Raw genomic sequence first — 15,232 nt, forward strand, 5'->3', positions numbered from 1 at the left:
TTCCGCTCCTGCTCGACCCCCCTAGAGTTCGCCGACACCGTCATCCGCCGCCGACGCCCTGCACTGCCAACGGGGTACCGCCGAATACATCGTCGGCCGCGGCGGCCATTACGCGTTCACCGTGAATGCGAATCATCCGAAACCGCTGAAGCGACTGAAGGCACTGCCGTGGACGAACATTCCGGCGTCGAGGTCGATTGCCGGACGAGGCCACTGCCGGCTCGAACGCCGCATCATTATGTCCACCGAATACTGGCGATTGAGGACCCTAAGCACACAGGTCTTTCAATAATCGCAGCCAACGGGTGTGACCTTCTGCCATTGGCGGATTCGGTCATACTTTACTGTTGGGATGTTTTGCGCCCATTTTGAATACCGTGATGGCGGAAAGCTTTCCGAGCAATCTCCGCACAACTGGCAGCGGCGTGGCCTTTGGTTCCGGTCGTCTGTCCAACCTGATCGTTCCGTTTACGGTGGCTACCGTGATCTCTACGCTTGGATACGCCATCGTGGGTTGGTACATTTTGATTGCCTGGCTGGCCGTTGCGGCGCTACTCGTTCCGCTGGCCATCTACAAAACGAGGAGACTCGCCCGCCTGTCACAGACGGTGGACACTTCCGAGAATTCTGCGGGGGACACTACTTTCGTGAGCTAGGAATGAAGTTCGCGATCCGGTTATCAGTGTCGTCTCTTTCATGTCGCAGGGCAGAGAACATCGCGAGTGTGATACATGCAAACCTGCTACCGAGTGACACCGACGTTCTCTCGACATCTGCAGCGTCTACGCAGGACTTGACGAGGGCGGCCCCGGGATCGCCTCTCGCTGTCGCTCGAGCACGTCGGCGCATGGCATAAGCCGAACGATGTAGTAACCGACTGTGCCATGTAACGCAATCCGTCGGCTCACCGCACCGCTTTCAAATCTGTGGACGGAGGAAGTAGGCCACCCGGAGGCGAATACGTGGCCTCGACCACCTGATGGCGATGAAACCGAGATCCGTTACGCGCATCGTTTCAAGAGGGGCATCTCAACAGGGCACTATTTCAGCTACCGCACATGAAGTATGTTGCTGAAGCAATGAAAAGTGACGCCACTCAATGTGTCGACGCTGCGCACTCGATACTCGAACCCAGCTTTGCAGCTGCGAGCAGAATTGTTGCGCTGCTGGTTGTAGCTGACGTGCGATCGCGTCGGGCAGGGAGTTCGGCAGACGCTCCCTTCCTCCATCTGGAGCGGTGTCGGTGTGGTTGTCCCAGTCGTGTACGACGCCGCCGGCCGCCCGCGCACTCAGTACCCAGAGAGGGGCGAGAAATACAGCTAACTCGTTCTCCGCTTCCGGTCGGACGTTAGCTTGGCTAAGACCGTTCGGGACCAGCCTTCCCGACCCGACGAAGGTTCGATCTTGGTGTTATTGAAGCATACTGGCAAAGACGGTGTGACCGTGGTGAACGACGTCGTCGTCGCGGTGCAGACGGGGCGCACGTTCGACCAACCCAGGGCAGAGGCTGCAGTACGTGAGCTGCTGGCGGCCGTCGGCGAGGATCCGGATCGACCCGGCCTCGTCGACACCCCGGCACGCGTCGCGCGCGCGTACAAGGAGATCTTCGGCGGGCTCTACACCGATCCCGACTCCGTCCTCAACACCACGTTCGACGAAGGCCACCAGGAACTCGTGCTGGTACGGGACATTCCGATGTTCTCGACCTGTGAGCACCACCTGGTGTCCTTCCACGGCGTCGCCCACGTCGGATACATCCCCGGCAAGTCGGGCAAGGTCACCGGCCTGTCCAAGCTGGCGCGCGTCGTCGACCTGTACGCCAAGCGCCCACAAGTCCAGGAGCGTCTGACCAGCCAGATCGCCGACGCGGTCATGCGCAAGCTCGATCCGCGCGGTGCCATCGTCGTCGTCGAAGCCGAGCATCTTTGCATGGCGATGCGTGGCATTCGCAAACCCGGTGCCAGCACGACCACGTCGGCGGTCCGTGGCTTGCTGCAGTCGAGTGCTGCGTCACGGGCCGAGGCGTTGGATCTCATCCTTCGCAAATGATCGTGCTGCACCTCAAGTGCATTGACCCCGGGCACCCGTCAGGGCGGCGGTAGGCGTGGTCGGTCAGGTTTCCATACCGCTCAAATACCGAACGCGCGGAACTGACGCGGTGGAATCTGCGGCCTCATGCAGTCACAGACCCCCGAACCGGGGGTACCTGCTAGTGGTCGATTTCGGTAACCGGTCGGGATGCTCAGCTAGCGTTCTTCGAACGGCGGAGGGCGGCGTCGGCACGGATAGGAGATATCCACGAACGCTGCATGCGCTCGGCAATATCGGTTGCAGGAGTGGGGCTTCCGAGCTCGGTGTGCCGGAACAGTGCGACCACGAACTCGTCACCACCGATTACCGTGATCGAATCGTACTTGGCGACAATACGTTACGTGGTAGTGCATAGCATCAATTCACCTATGATCTGCCCGTTGGTGTCGTTGATCGTCTTGAAATTGTCCACGTCGATAAACAACAATTCCGGCCGGTGTCGAGAGGTCGCTTGAGACCCGCCCGATTCGCTCGAACAGGACGGACCGGTTAAGGACGCCGGTGCGGTCGGTGTTGACGGACACAGTGGGAGTTGCTCGCGCTGCTGTTGCCCATTTCCGATGGGCTCCTGGGGCGGAAGTCCCGGAACAATCGTGTGGTGGTCGAGGGGATGCTGTATCGACTGCGGACCGGGTTGCCGTGGCGACATCTCCCGTCGCATTTCGGACCGTGGAAGACGGTGTGGAAGCGGCATCGCCGTTCCGCCGGAGAGGGAGCATGGGATCGGGTGCTGACGGCGCTGGTGCGATGGCCGACGCCGGCGGGAACCTGGACTGGGCGGTATCGGTCGATTCCACGGTCGTCCGTGTCCATCAGCACGGTGCGAACGCCGCCCGCCACACAGGGGGATCTACCGAATTGCACGAACCTGCGTGACGAGCCTGCCGATCACGGCATCGGCCGGTCGAGGGGCGGGTTGACCAGCAAGGAGCACGTGGCGTGTGACGGTCACGGGCGCCCCCTGTCGGTGCTGATCGGCCCAGGTCAAGCAGGTGACAGTCCGATGTTCGGCCCACTCCTCGACGGCATCAGCGTCCCGCGGCTCGCCGGCGGAGCGTCCGCACGCGCCCCGACGAGGTCTGGGCCGACAAGGCGTACTCATCACGGGCCAACCGGGAACTACTGCGCAGCAAGGGCATCAAGGCGGTGATCCTTGAGAAGACCGATCAGGCATCGAACCGGGTGAACAAGGGCGGCGCGGGCGGGCGGCCACCAAACTTCGACCCGGAGTCCTACAAGGGCCGCAATGTGGTCGAACGGGCCTTCAACAAGGCGAAACAGCGGCGCACCGTGGCCACCCGCTACGACAAACTCGCCCTCACCTACCGCGCCGGATTCATGCTCACAGGCATCGTCGAGTGGCTCAAATTTTTGGGAGACATGCCCTGTTAGTACTCAGAGGTCTGCGTTGGCGCCGGACGCTGGGTCGCGCCAGAATACCGCCAGCTGGGTTGCGGCACCAACGAGCCCAAGGCTTGCCGTCAGAGCCGCGCCTTTGGGGCCTATGAATCTCTTGTCTAATCCGGCGATTCGGTCCACGCTGAATCGGCCTGGACCGATGGCAGCCAACGCGACCGCAGCAGCGCCGAGGTTGCTGACGTATTCCCAGCCCTCCGCCGTGATGAAGAATCCATTGGGAACGTGGACGGAGCGGGCCGCAACAACCATCGTGCCGACTACAGCGGCCGCGGCGAGCGGCGTCGCAGCGCCCGCCAGAAGAAGCGAACCAGACCCAATCTCTACAACGGCGCTAGCCTGAGCCTGGAGTTTCGGCCGTCGAAAGCCAATAGACCCAAACCAGCCCGCGGTCCCCTGAAGGGAACGCCCGTGCTTCACCCCGTGGACGATCATAGTTCCGCCGATTGCGCCGCGAAGCAATAGCGCAGATAAATCACGCCCAGTTCTACGGCCATCGCCGCATTTCGCTCGCCAGTATGTCATATGAGGTAACCCTTTTCAGTTCGTGCGAAAGCGCACGGTTGCATATTTCCGCAGTTGTCTGCCAGTCAGTTCGCGTCTAGCTCCTCCACCGATCAGGCGTCATCTAATTATTTCCTGACGCGTTCTCCGGTCAGGATCTCCAATGCTCGTGTGTCCCGGCCGCTGCCAATTGTTCGCCATATATGAACGGACGGCCCGTGAGGCCCGCTTTTAGGCGGGGCTGCATAGCGGCGTAGTTCAGGCAAGCCCGGCGCCAGCATGCGGTCCAGCAAGACGACCGGCACGCCCAGAAGCCATGACATCGGGGTGGTGAAGAATTTGTCGATGACGGTGTTCATCGAAAAGACTCCTATGTCTTTGGAATAAGGTGGTCCGCGGTCCGGATGGCGTGTCGTTTCCTCGAATTGCCCCACGGGATTACCGACCTTGCCCGATCAACCCGCTGGTTGTAAGTACTCGCACCGAAGCTGCTCGCGCGGGATCGCCGGACACATGGTTGCCACCACCGGCGACAACCCCGATAGGTTGAAAGTCGGAGTCCGGGTTCGCGATGCTCTTCGGCGTTGCGTCGCTGGGGGCGTCATTTCCAGACGACACAGCGTCACCGGTGCAACCTGGCGGTGGCAGACCGGCCAACCGCGCCCCGGATCTGCGTAACCGCCGGAGAGCAGGCACAGTGAAGAGAGAGCCGATGGTGTCCACCCCACCTGAACTGCTGGGGTGGACACCATCGGCGCTTCGTTGCTCAGGCGTCGAGCCAGGGGTAGCGCTCCCGGTCCGCGGTCGTGTAGTCGGGGTCGAGGTACACGTTCAGCCGCTGGATGAGGCCGTCGCGGATCTCGAAGACGTTGCAGAACCGTCCACCGAGGTCGTAGGCCCCCTGCCACGACGTTCCGTCCACCAGCACACCCGAGGTGAACCCTTCGACCACCACCACGTCCCCTGCGACGACCCAATTGAAGTACGGCGCGTGATGGGCCATCCGGGCGATCCGCACGGCGATGTCGGAGAACAGATCCTGGATGTGCTTGATGCCGTGCGCGGGCTTGTGTTTGGGGAAGCACACGTACGCGTTGTCGGCGAACAGCTTCACGAAGTCTCGCCCTGAGTCCATCCGCGTGAAGTACGCGAGGGCGACGGCCTTGCGCTGCTCGTCGGTCATCGGAGCGGTCAGGAACGGTTCGGGCACGATGTTTCCTCGGCGATCAGGGATGGATGTCGAGTCACAACGCGCCCGTTCCGTTGCCGTCATTCGTTCCGACGAGTCGGCTTCGGGTGCGGGCGATCCATCCGTCGTAGTCGGTGGCCTTCCGCAGGAATGACGCGGCGACTCGCTCATGCGGCAGGACGAGGAAGGGCTCGGCGCCCTCCATCGCGGTGACTGTCGTGTCTGCCACGCTCTCCGGGGTGAGTACCTCACCCAGTCCCGGTACGTCTATGGTCGTGTCCGTGTCCTCGTCGTCTGGTGCGCGGCCGAACATTCCGGTGTAGACGGCGTTGGGGCACAGGCAGGAGACCCGGACACCTCGGTGCCCGTAGTTGAGCGTGACCCACTCGGCGAAGCCGAGCGCCCCGTGTTTGGAGAGGGTGTAGCCGGGTGCAGACGGACCGGTTATCAGCGCGGCGGAGGAGATGGTTTGCAGCAGATAGCCCTTGCCGCGTTCCGCCATCCCGGGGACGACCCGCTCGGCGGCCCAGACGTGGGCCAGCAGGTTGACATCCACGATCCGTCGCCAGGCGTCGGCGGGGACGGACTCGTCCAGGGTGCCGGGCGCCGGGTCGCTGTAGCCGGCATTGGAGCAGAAGACATCGATCGGGCCGTGTGCCTCTTCGGCGGTGCTGACGAGCCTGCCGATGGCATCAGGGTCGCCGACGTCGCAGGCGAGCCCGACCGCGGGAGTGCCGTTCGCAAGTAGGAGATCGGCCGCGCTCTCGGCCCATCCTGCGTTGAGGTCGGCAACGACGATGCCCCGCGCTCCGGCTTGGGCGAAGCGCCGAGCCAGAGCGAGGCCGATGCCATTCCCGCCGCCCGTGACGACGACGGAGGTTCCGGTGAGGTCCATGGGATCAGATCAGGTCGCCGCCGGAAGCCGGGGCGGTGCTCCCGGTCTCGCGGTATGCCTTGATCAGGTTGCGTCCGATCTTCCAGCGGTGAACCTCGTCCGGGCCGTCGACCAGACGTTGTCCGCGGGCCTCGGCGTACCACGCGGCCAGCGGGGTGTCATGCGTGAAGCCCAGGGAGCCGTGGATCTGCATCGCGGTGTCGACCACGTTGTGGAGCATGTGGGCGATGTAGTTCTTGGCGATGGAGTTCTCTTGCTGGATATCGAGTCCCTTCTCCATCTTGTAGGCGATGTGCATGATCATCAGCCGAGAGATGTAGAGTTCGGAGGCCGCGTCGGCGAGCATCCACTGGATGCCCTGACGATCCGCGACCGGACTGCCGAAGGTGCTGCGGTTGAGTGCGTAGTCCGTCGCCATGTCCAGCGCGGCCTGTGCCTTGGCTATCGACCACATGCCGTGCCGCAGCCGCCCATAGCCCAGGCGGTGTTGGCCCATCGAAAAGCCCTCGCCGACCCCGCCGAGCAGGTTTTCTGCGGGGACTCGAAGGTTGTCGATCTTCACCTCGGCATGCCCGACGGTGACCTCGTTCTCATAGGCGATTTCGCCGACCTCGCCCAGTACCGGGATGTTGCGGACGATCTGGTAGCCCGGATTGGGCAGCTCGACGAGGAACGTCGAGAACTGCTTGTGCCGCGGGGCGTCAGGGTCCGTTCGCGCCATGACCAGCGCAAGCTGGGAGATCGAAGCGCTGGAGGAGAACCATTTCTCGCCGTTCAGCACCCACTCGTCGCCGTCGCGAACTGCAGTGGTCTGCATGCCGGTAGCGTCCGCACCCGCGGCGCGCTCGGTCATCGAGAAGCAAATGCGAATCTTGCCGTCGACGAGCGGTTTGAGATAGCGCTCCTTCTGCTCGTCGGTGCCGTGCGACATCAGCGTGAACATCGTCGCGTCCTGCGGACCCATGCAGTTCATGGCCCAAGCTCCCAGGTAGGAGAACGAGCGGCCGACCTCGATCTGGACGGCGGCGTTGGCCACGGGGCCCAAGCCCATGCCACCCCACTCCTTTGGCACGAACGGACACCACAGACCTTCGGCACGGGCTTTGGCCTGCAGCTCGGCGACGATGTCGAAATACGGCCGGGTCCCGATTTGGGACTCGGCGGGCAGCACGTGGGTGTCGATGAAGGTGGCGGTCTTCTCACGGACGGCCTTGGCGTCGTCCGGTAGTTCGAAGTCGATCATTAGTAGTGTCCTCTCGCTTACGTTTGGAATCGTGTCTACATCTGGCGGAAAGCGCCACCGTCGACGCGGATTATCGCCCCGGTGACGAAGGCGGAGGCCGCCGTGGCGAGCCACAGTGCGGTTCCGATGAAGTCCTCGGGCTGTCCCGGTCTGCCGGCGGGTACGTCGCTGACCATCTCGATGAACTCGGGGGTCCATGCATGGGAGATGTCGGTCATGACGGAGCCGGGGAGGATCGCGTTCGCCCGGACGGTCGGGCCGAACGCCTCGGCGGTGCCGATCGTCAGGGCGTTGAGACCGGCCTTCGCGCAGGCGTAGACGAGCTCGTTCGCCCCCGGCCGGGTGGACCCAATTGTCGAGACGTTGATGATGCTGCCGCCCTCACCCGCGGCCATCCGGGTCCCGATCGCAGCGCTCAGCCGGAACGGGCCCTTCAGGTTCACCGACGAGACCTTGTCGTAGTAGTCCTCGGTGATCGACGCGAGGTCGTGGTACTTCGGGGACATGCCGGCGTTGTTGACGAGAACGTCGCAGCGACCGAACTCGTCGTAGACGCGGGAGATCAGGGCATCGCAGTCGTCCCACTTGCCGACGTGGCAGCCCAGACCGAGGGCGCGCCGCCCCGTCGCCTCGGAGATCTCCTTTGCGGCCAGGACGCAGGCATCCGCCTTCCGACTTGCGATCACGACATCGGCACCCGCCTCGGCGAACGCGCCGGCAATAGTCCGCCCGATACCCCGGCTTCCACCGGTCACCAGGGCGACCTTTCCTGTCAGGTCGAACAGATCCTTCATTTCGGTCCTTTCGCGGACGGCTGGTCGAGGTCGGCGAAGCGCGCGACGACGAGGTCGAGATGAGCGGCAATGATGTCGGCCGGGTCGTCGGTGCCGGCCCCTGCAACCCAGGAGTCCCATGCAGACAGTGCGATCGCACCCAGCGCGGCGGCGATGACCCGTGGGCGCGGGTCCTGCGGGTCCACACCCATCCGTTCGGCAACAAGCGGGACGACCAACGCGGTCATCGCCGCGTGCTCTCCGCGGGAACGGGCCTGAACGCTCGGCGAGGCGGCGATCGCGCGGAACCGCTGAAGCAGCTCGACGCGTTCCTCCGCTGGAGTGGTGGACGTGGCGACGAAGGCGGCCCGCAGCGCTGTCACCGCTCCCTCGGAAGGAGGCCGGTCCCGCAGCGCGTCGGCCAGCCGCGTGTCCAGCCGGCGCTGGTAGCCGAGCAACACGTCGTCCTTGCTGTCGAAGTACCGGAAGAACGTGCGGGGGGAGATAGCGGCGGCAGTGGCGATGTCCTCCACCGAGACGGCGTCGAACCCGTGCTGGGTGAACAAACGGAGGGCCGCCTGTTCGACCGCGCGTGCAGCGTTTGCCCGGCGCCGCTGGAAACGGTCGGCCGCTGCTGTTCCGGTGGCCTCCGACAGACTCACGGTCGGCGCTTTCCCGACGCGATCTCGAGTGCGATCCGCAGGAGCCGGTCGTTGATACGGATCCATCCCTCGGCGCCCGCCTCGTCGCCGTTCGACCGGGCGCGGCGCACCCCGCCCTCCAGGATGACCGCCAGCTTGAACAACGACAGAACCTCGTAGTAGGCCAGTGCGGACAGATCCCGACCGGATCGCTCCACATACCGGGCTGCCAATTCGGCTCTCGTGGGCAGGCCCTCGCGCGGCAGCAGATCCGGGCGTTCGAGGGCCGGCTCCTCACCCGGCTCACCCCAGCGTGCGAGGAGGTGGCCGATGTCCAGCAACGGGTCACCGATCGTTCCAGTGTCCCAATCGATTACGGCGGCGAGCCGTTCGGGGCGGGTGCGTGAGGCCATCACGTTGAAGGGGCTGTAATCGCCGTGCATGATGCCTGGTGCGCCCATTTCGGGCCGGTTGTCCTCCAGCCAGGCCGAGAGCTCAGCGATATGAGGGACCTCGCGCTGGCGGTAGCTGTCGAGCTGCCGGTTCCAGCGCCTAACCTGCCGCTCGAGGAACCCCTCCGGCCTGCCGAGGCCCTCGAGCCCTCGGGTCTGCCACTCGACCACGGAAAGATCGGCGATCGCGTCCACCATCGCGAAGGCAAGCGAACGACGAGCCTGGGGGTCGTTGTAGGGCGCGGGGAGGGTCCCGACCGGCGTGAAACCGTCGACCTCGGACATGACCAAGAACGGAGCGCCGATCACCTCGGTGTCCTCGCAGAGCAGGATCGGCGTCGGGTGAGGAACCGGGGTGCCCTCGAGGGCCGAAAGAAGTCGCCACTCCCGGCTGATGTCCGAGGCGCCGGGTGTATTCACCACGTTCGGTGGGCGCCGCAGCACCCACCGCTCGCCTCCACGGCTGACCACGAAGAGGGCGTTGGCTACGCCGACTCCCTCCCCGATCCGGGTGAGCTCGAGCAGACCGGCACCGGGCAGGCGATCGCCGACCCACTCGGTCAAACGTTCGGAATCAACAGTCACGGACTGCGCAAGGGAATCGGTCACATCATCACTTTGCGTTGAGGTGGCAGAGTGTGTCAATAGTGTTTTTAATAGGAGCCGGATTTCTCATTGAGTCTCGCTTGCCGAGCGAATCATGGTTATGCATTTTGGGTTTACTGGATCGATGGTGTACTCAGTAGATGTTGGTTCCTCCTCTACGTGACTGTCGTTCCTCCACGTGTCGTATAGGCGTCGCTAGTTCCACGCCCCCGAGAACCGAGGAGAACGAGTAATGCGACTCGTCCCTTCCCGCCCGTCACCCAGCGACCTTCTGCCACGGTCTCCTCGCGACCACTGCGGTCGCGCTGACCGCTGCGCTCACGCGGTCCTCGGCACTGGGCAGTTGTGAGCGAGACCATCGAAGTCGCGGACCGGCTCGCCTTACACGAGTTGGCCACTCACTACAGCGACCTGATCGATGCGAAGGACTGGCCCGGGTTGGCCGAGGTCTTCACGGAGGACGCCGTGTTCGACATTGCATCGGGACACACTCGTTCATGAGTGAAACAGGTAATCGCGTCGACCATCAGTCTCGCAATCGTCTTTGTCGCCTCCCGCTGATGACCCCCCGCCCGTTCCGTACCGGGCCGGTGCGCACCGTCAGCGACGTCGAGAAGGCCACCTCGGCGTGGGTGTACTGGTACAACACCGCCCGGTTGATGCACCGCCTTGGCGCATCCCGCCGTCGAGTACGAGGCCAAGCACTACGCTGCACACCGTGCCGATCAACCGGTCGCACACAAACAACAGTGTGTGCATAGCGGCTCGACTGTCGACGTTCGACCCGCGGACTCGCTCAGCCATAGCTGCGCCGGTTTAGGCGCAGGCAAAGACTGGACGCCCGGTTCCTAACCGAGACTGGACGCCCGGTTCCTTACCGGCCGCGGGAGCCAGGTGCCGATCCGTTCGCGATAACGCGCTTTGACGTTGCAGTGAGGGATAACCTGGAGTCAGTGACGTTCATGCTCACTCCTGTGCATGAATCGCGTGCCGTGAAGTTGACAAAGTGATGGATGAGGACGACCCGCTCAGGACGCAGAGGGCCGGAGCGGTGAATATCGCGTCGGACCTCAGGTCCGCAGGGTTCGGCGATGCGTCGGAGATCGGTCGTGGTGGTTTCGGAGTGGTGTACCGATGCGTGCAGACCGTGCTCCACCGCACCGTAGCGGTGAAGGTTCTCACCGCCGATGTAGGCGACCCGAACTGGAAACGGTTTCTGCGTGAAGAGCGGGTGATGGGCCAGTTGACCGGGCACCCCAACATCGTGTCTGCCCTTCAGGTCGGGGTTACCGAAGGTGGTCGACCGTTCATTGTCATGCCCTACCACGAACAGGGTTCACTCGACGACCGGATCCGCCGTCACGGGCCGTTACCGCTGGAGGAGGTGCTTCGACTCGGGGTCAGACTAGCCGGCGCGCTCGAGACCGCGCATAGGCTGGGGATCGTGCACCGAGACGTCAAGCCCGCGAACATCCTGCGCACCGACTATGGAGAGCCTGCGTTAACGGACTTCGGCATTGCGCGCATAGCAGGCGCGTTCGAATCGGCGACCGGTGTCATCACAGGCTCACCCGCATTCATTGCCCCCGAGGTCCTCTCGGGACAAGCACCAAGCCCCGCCGCCGACATCTATGGTCTCGGAGCGACTCTGTTTTGCGCGCATACCGGTCACGCCGTCTTCGAACGCCGCAGCGGTGAGCAGGTTCTGGCTCAATTTCTGCGGCTAGCCACCGAACCCGCGCCGGGTTTGCGGGAGCAGGATCTGCCAGATGACGTCGCTGCCGCCATCGAACGCGCGATGGCACGCGCCCCCCAAGACCGGCAGGCAAGCGCCGCCGTGCTCGGCGAAGAATTGCGCGACGCCGAGCAGCGACACGGATATCCCGCGAGCGAGATGGCACTTCATGACCCAGCAGACACCAAACCACCAGGCCGAACACCGACGCCACCTGAAAATCGGCCGAGGACGGCCAGCAGAATCCGGGGAGATTCGCCGCTGGAGCTCACCAGTTTCATCGGGCGTCGCAGTGAGCTGTCTGAAGCCAAGAACCTCCTGGGATCCTCTCGGTTGGTGACGTTGACCGGAATCGGGGGAGTGGGGAAGACCCGGTTAGCGTTGAAGGTCGCTGCGAGCGCACAGCGGGGCTTCGCGGACGGTGCCTGGCTCGTCGAGCTCGATGAAACTGTCGATCACTCACTGGTAATTGAGAAGGTCGCCGCAATATTCGGCCTGCGGGATCAGGCCGCGAGACGTACCGAAGACGTCCTGGTGGAGTTCCTGTCCAGCCGCGAGGTGTTGTTGTTGCTGGACAACTGCGAGCAAGCTGTCGGCGCAGTTGCCGGGTTGTCCGCTACCCTGCTCCGGGCATGCCCACGCATACGCATCCTGGCCACCAGCCGTGAGGCCCTCGGCGTCGGAGGTGAGGCGGTGCTGCGAGTACCTCCGCTGACGGTTCCTGACCCTAACCCACCTGCGATCCGCGGCTTGTCTCGTTACGATGCGGTAGCGCTCTTCGTAGAGCGCGCCGTCACCATGGTGCCGACCTTCACCCTGAACGAAGACAACTACACCGCAGTGGCCCGGATCTGTCACCGACTCGATGGGCTGCCCCTGCCCATCGAGTTGGCGGCGGCTCGACTGCGCGTGTTATCACCCGAGCAAATTCTCCAGCGGTTGTCGGACCGGTTCGCCCTACTTACGCGAGGTAGCCGGAGTGCGCCATCACGGCAACAGACACTACGGCTGTGCATCGACTGGAGTTATGACCTGTGCAACGCCGCCGAACAACTTGTTTGGTCCCGACTGTCGGTTTTTGTCGAGAGCATCGACCTCGACGCGGCGGAGCAGGTTTGCGGTGAGGGGCTGACATCGGAGGAACTACTCGACCTAGTCACCGCCTTGGTGGACAAGTCAATCTTGGTGCGGGAGGAGCACGGAACGGCCGTGCGTTTCCGGCTCCTGGAGACCTTGCGTGATTACGGCAGGGAACAGGCGCAACATGCCGGCGAGTATCAAGACCTGCGCAGGCGGCATCGAGACTGGTACAGGGGGCTTGCACTCTCCGGTGAGGCGGAGTGGATCAGCTCCCGGCAACTCGAATGGATTGCCACGTTCGATCGGGAGCAAGCGAACTTGCGTGAGGCGATGGAGTTCTGCGTATCGGACAATCCCGAAGCCGGACTGACGATGGCCGCGGCGTTGTACCCCTTCTGGCTGGCACGAGGCTCTGTGGGCGAAGGTCGCCGGTGGCTCGACCGCTTGCTGTCCGTCGACGCTGGAACACCGACACTGGGCCGGGTGAAAGGCTTGTTCGCTGACAGCGTGTTGGCCGTGGTGCAAGGCGACCTCGAAAGGGGAGCTGATTTGGTGGCAGAGGGGCACAGATTGGGCCCACATTTGCAGGATCCGCTCGCGCAAGATCTCATCAATCTCGCAGCGGGGATCCTCGCGCTCTTCAGCAACGATCTCCTCCAGGCATGCCCAATTCTGGAAGATGCAGTCGAGGCATTTCGAACTCGAGACACTCCGGCTCTCCAGATCGATGCGTTGGACAGTCTCGGCGTGGCCTACGAACTGCGCGGTGACCCAGCCCAAGCTTTGAAATGCTACGAGCAGGTGCGGGCTATAACTGAGTCGTGCGGGGAGGTCGTGTACCGATCTCAGGCACTGTGCTCGATGGCCGTGGCCGTGTGGATGCAAGGGGACAGTTTGGGGGCAACGTCCCTCCTGGGGCAGAGCCTCAAGCTGTCTCAGCAGCTCTCTGATCGCATGACCGCAGCGGCTTGCCTGGACCTCCTGGCATGGATCACCGCAAACGACGACGTTCGCCGTGCCGCCGTCCTCATGGGAGCTGCAGATGAGTTGGCACGTTCGGTCGGCTGCGTGCCTGTTATGTTCCCTAATCGGGCCGTGCACCACGAGGACTGTATTCGGACGGTTCGACGTGCTTTGGGATTGCAGGGATTCGAGGATGGACTAAGGAAGGGTCGGGTTCTCGACCTCGACGCCGCTATCGCTTATGCCCTCGGCAATACTTCGACACCGCAACCATTGGCCGATGCGCCAACCAATCTGACCAAACGGGAGCGTCAGGTCGCCGAACTAGTTGCGGAGGGGTTGACGAACCGGAAGATCGCGGACCGTCTGGTGATATCACCGCGAACCGCGCAAGGACACGTCGAACACGTCCTCACCAAACTCGGCTTCACCTCCCGGGCCCAGATCGCGGCATGGGTTACAGAACAAACTCACCGCTAAGGTCGCAGTCGTACCTCCGACTTGGAGTGGCCGCACCAGCCACATAACGTTGACACAGTTACGGATCGACAAGTGTGAAACGGGTCTGAACGTGAGGCTCGCCGTCCTCACGTCACGTCGTCGCCGTTGCCGATCTAATCGTCGATCTATGCGAACTGGGACAGATCGACCAGGTGAAATTCGTACCCCCGCATCGAACGCGCCGTGCAGTATGTCCGCGACAACCACTGGGCGGGTTAGGAATTCACAACCATCACGGAAGCGCAGCATCGTGCCGAAAACATGATGTCGCCATCAGCGAATCACGGCAGCAGTACGGCATTCACTCGTACTCCAGGCCGCAGTCCGAGGCCTGCCATCCCCGTGCCGTCGTCGTGGCCGGGGCTGTGGCCACCGCACACTCCACACAGGAACCAGGGACCGCGCCTGCCGCCGGACCGCGTCGACGATCGCACCGGGTGCGTCGTCCAAATCGATGTACTCGATCATCATCTTTTCGGCACCCAGCATCACATCCTGCACTTCGTGCACGCCGTTCTCCACACATGGAGCAGACTGGCTCTGGACAAGGCAGAACGCCACTGGGACAACGGCGTGCGTCCTCGACGTTTCAGAGTGCGATTGGTTCGGTTCCGTGTCCGAGGCGGGCGACGATCTTGCGGTCGGCATTAATTTCGGAGTAGTCGACCGTGAGAAAGGTTAGGCGGGTGTATCGGTGACGGAGGTGACTGTCCAGCGGAGCTCGGCGAAGATGTACCAGTCTTCGAGGGCCGCTGGATGACCTCGATGCTTTCGGGGGTGTAGGTAGCGACGAAGGTGCGGAGGTGCTCCTCTGCCGCGTTGCCGCCCGACGCACTTCCGGTTCACCCCCGCACCGAGTGCGTACACGAACGGGCGTGCGGAAAGACATGCCCGTGCCCCGAGCGCAAGTGCCTTGGCGACATCTGTGCCGCGCCTGACGCCGGGCTCCCTAGTGGCCAGGGTCGTTTGAAGGACAGAACGGAGAAGGTGTGGATGCCGTGGGACCGCAGCGTCGCGGCGACCATCTCCTCCACTTCGTCAGGAGCGGAGCCGGTCGACAGTTCCAGAGACATTCGTCCGATTCCCGCCGGACCCAACGGCTCGACGGAGATGAGCTTGGGTGGTCGGTCGAGATCCACTACA

Annotated in this window: 15 protein-coding genes and 1 pseudogene; 6 read left to right on the plus strand and 10 right to left on the minus strand. The window is 63.4% G+C overall.

The features are described 5' to 3' along the window. Positions 1 to 347 precede the first annotated feature (347 nt). Positions 348 to 656 carry an MFS transporter gene (locus RHA1_RS42350; RefSeq protein WP_011600174.1) on the plus strand — a complete coding sequence of 103 codons (309 nt, stop codon included), beginning with the start codon at positions 348 to 350 and terminating at the stop codon, positions 654 to 656. A 781-nt stretch (positions 657 to 1,437) separates the two neighbouring features. Next, entirely contained in the window at positions 1,438 to 2,049 is a 612-nt protein-coding gene (gene folE, locus RHA1_RS42355) for a GTP cyclohydrolase I FolE (RefSeq protein WP_011600175.1), read from the plus strand. Between the two features lie 379 nt (positions 2,050 to 2,428). Here folE and RHA1_RS53915 read toward each other — a convergent pair whose 3' ends face one another. Then, positions 2,429 to 2,752, minus strand: coding sequence for a diguanylate cyclase domain-containing protein (locus RHA1_RS53915; protein ID WP_423816309.1), 324 nt, complete (start codon positions 2,750 to 2,752; stop codon positions 2,429 to 2,431). Here RHA1_RS53915 and RHA1_RS49145 point away from each other — a divergent pair. Both RHA1_RS49145 and RHA1_RS53920 read left to right on the plus strand, forming a co-directional pair. After that, positions 2,639 to 3,241 carry an IS5 family transposase gene (locus tag RHA1_RS49145; protein ID WP_423816310.1) on the plus strand — a complete coding sequence of 201 codons (603 nt, stop codon included), beginning with the start codon at positions 2,639 to 2,641 and terminating at the stop codon, positions 3,239 to 3,241. The genes RHA1_RS53915 and RHA1_RS49145 overlap by 114 nt on opposite strands. Beyond that, a pseudogene (locus RHA1_RS53920) lies at positions 3,175 to 3,483 on the plus strand (transposase); the annotation flags it as partial. The gene RHA1_RS49145 and the pseudogene RHA1_RS53920, both read left to right, overlap by 67 nt. A 3-nt stretch (positions 3,484 to 3,486) precedes the next feature. Here RHA1_RS53920 and RHA1_RS42370 read toward each other — a convergent pair. The 8 genes from RHA1_RS42370 to RHA1_RS42400 form a co-directional block, all read right to left on the minus strand. Continuing rightward, entirely contained in the window at positions 3,487 to 4,032 is a 546-nt protein-coding gene (locus tag RHA1_RS42370) for a DoxX family protein (protein WP_011600179.1), read from the minus strand. A gap of 107 nt (positions 4,033 to 4,139) precedes the next feature. Further along, positions 4,140 to 4,370, minus strand: a complete 231-nt coding sequence (locus RHA1_RS48385) for a hypothetical protein (RefSeq protein ID WP_148228550.1) — start codon at positions 4,368 to 4,370, stop codon at positions 4,140 to 4,142. A gap of 407 nt (positions 4,371 to 4,777) precedes the next feature. Beyond that, complete coding sequence (locus RHA1_RS42375) at positions 4,778 to 5,221, minus strand: nuclear transport factor 2 family protein (RefSeq protein ID WP_237727108.1); 444 nt, start codon at positions 5,219 to 5,221, stop codon at positions 4,778 to 4,780. A 34-nt stretch (positions 5,222 to 5,255) separates the two neighbouring features. Beyond that, the gene (locus RHA1_RS42380; RefSeq protein ID WP_011600182.1) at positions 5,256 to 6,095 is read right to left on the minus strand and encodes an SDR family NAD(P)-dependent oxidoreductase; all 840 of its coding nucleotides are present in this window, start codon (positions 6,093 to 6,095) and stop codon (positions 5,256 to 5,258) included. Between the two features lie 4 nt (positions 6,096 to 6,099). After that, positions 6,100 to 7,338 carry an acyl-CoA dehydrogenase family protein gene (locus tag RHA1_RS42385; protein WP_011600183.1) on the minus strand — a complete coding sequence of 413 codons (1,239 nt, stop codon included), beginning with the start codon at positions 7,336 to 7,338 and terminating at the stop codon, positions 6,100 to 6,102. Between the two features lie 35 nt (positions 7,339 to 7,373). After that, positions 7,374 to 8,132 (minus strand): SDR family NAD(P)-dependent oxidoreductase, encoded by a 759-nt coding sequence (locus RHA1_RS42390; RefSeq protein WP_011600184.1) that lies wholly within the window; start codon positions 8,130 to 8,132, stop codon positions 7,374 to 7,376. Further along, positions 8,129 to 8,773, minus strand: coding sequence for an acyl-CoA-like ligand-binding transcription factor (locus RHA1_RS42395; protein WP_011600185.1), 645 nt, complete (start codon positions 8,771 to 8,773; stop codon positions 8,129 to 8,131). Before RHA1_RS42395 ends, RHA1_RS42390 begins: the two co-directional genes overlap by 4 nt. Further along, complete coding sequence (locus tag RHA1_RS42400) at positions 8,770 to 9,813, minus strand: phosphotransferase family protein (protein ID WP_011600186.1); 1,044 nt, start codon at positions 9,811 to 9,813, stop codon at positions 8,770 to 8,772. The genes RHA1_RS42395 and RHA1_RS42400 overlap by 4 nt, the downstream gene beginning before the upstream one ends. Positions 9,814 to 10,155: 342 nt before the next feature. Between RHA1_RS42400 and RHA1_RS48390 the strand changes: the two genes are divergently transcribed. After that, positions 10,156 to 10,311 carry a nuclear transport factor 2 family protein gene (locus RHA1_RS48390; RefSeq protein ID WP_148228552.1) on the plus strand — a complete coding sequence of 52 codons (156 nt, stop codon included), beginning with the start codon at positions 10,156 to 10,158 and terminating at the stop codon, positions 10,309 to 10,311. Between the two features lie 508 nt (positions 10,312 to 10,819). Continuing rightward, the gene (locus RHA1_RS42405; protein ID WP_011600188.1) at positions 10,820 to 14,068 is read left to right on the plus strand and encodes a protein kinase domain-containing protein; all 3,249 of its coding nucleotides are present in this window, start codon (positions 10,820 to 10,822) and stop codon (positions 14,066 to 14,068) included. A 699-nt stretch (positions 14,069 to 14,767) separates the two neighbouring features. Here RHA1_RS42405 and RHA1_RS53415 read toward each other — a convergent pair. After that, positions 14,768 to 15,049, minus strand: coding sequence for an alpha-hydroxy-acid oxidizing protein (locus tag RHA1_RS53415; protein ID WP_081437602.1), 282 nt, complete (start codon positions 15,047 to 15,049; stop codon positions 14,768 to 14,770). Positions 15,050 to 15,232 lie beyond the last annotated feature (183 nt).

The organism is Rhodococcus jostii RHA1 (assembly GCF_000014565.1).
GTDB lineage: Bacteria > Actinomycetota > Actinomycetes > Mycobacteriales > Mycobacteriaceae > Rhodococcus_F > Rhodococcus_F jostii_A.

What these genes read in the sequence shown, in the direction of transcription:
- RHA1_RS53915 (WP_423816309.1), bottom strand. Translation starts at nt 2,752, where the DNA reads ATGCGACGGGAGATGTCGCCACGGCAACCCGGTCCGCAGTCGATACAG.
- RHA1_RS42370 (WP_011600179.1), bottom strand. Translation starts at nt 4,032, where the DNA reads ATGACATACTGGCGAGCGAAATGCGGCGATGGCCGTAGAACTGGGCGT.
- RHA1_RS48385 (WP_148228550.1), bottom strand. Translation starts at nt 4,370, where the DNA reads ATGAACACCGTCATCGACAAATTCTTCACCACCCCGATGTCATGGCTT.
- RHA1_RS42380 (WP_011600182.1), bottom strand. Translation starts at nt 6,095, where the DNA reads ATGGACCTCACCGGAACCTCCGTCGTCGTCACGGGCGGCGGGAATGGC.
- RHA1_RS42385 (WP_011600183.1), bottom strand. Translation starts at nt 7,338, where the DNA reads ATGATCGACTTCGAACTACCGGACGACGCCAAGGCCGTCCGTGAGAAG.
- RHA1_RS42390 (WP_011600184.1), bottom strand. Translation starts at nt 8,132, where the DNA reads ATGAAGGATCTGTTCGACCTGACAGGAAAGGTCGCCCTGGTGACCGGT.
- RHA1_RS42405 (WP_011600188.1), top strand. Translation starts at nt 10,820, where the DNA reads ATGGATGAGGACGACCCGCTCAGGACGCAGAGGGCCGGAGCGGTGAAT.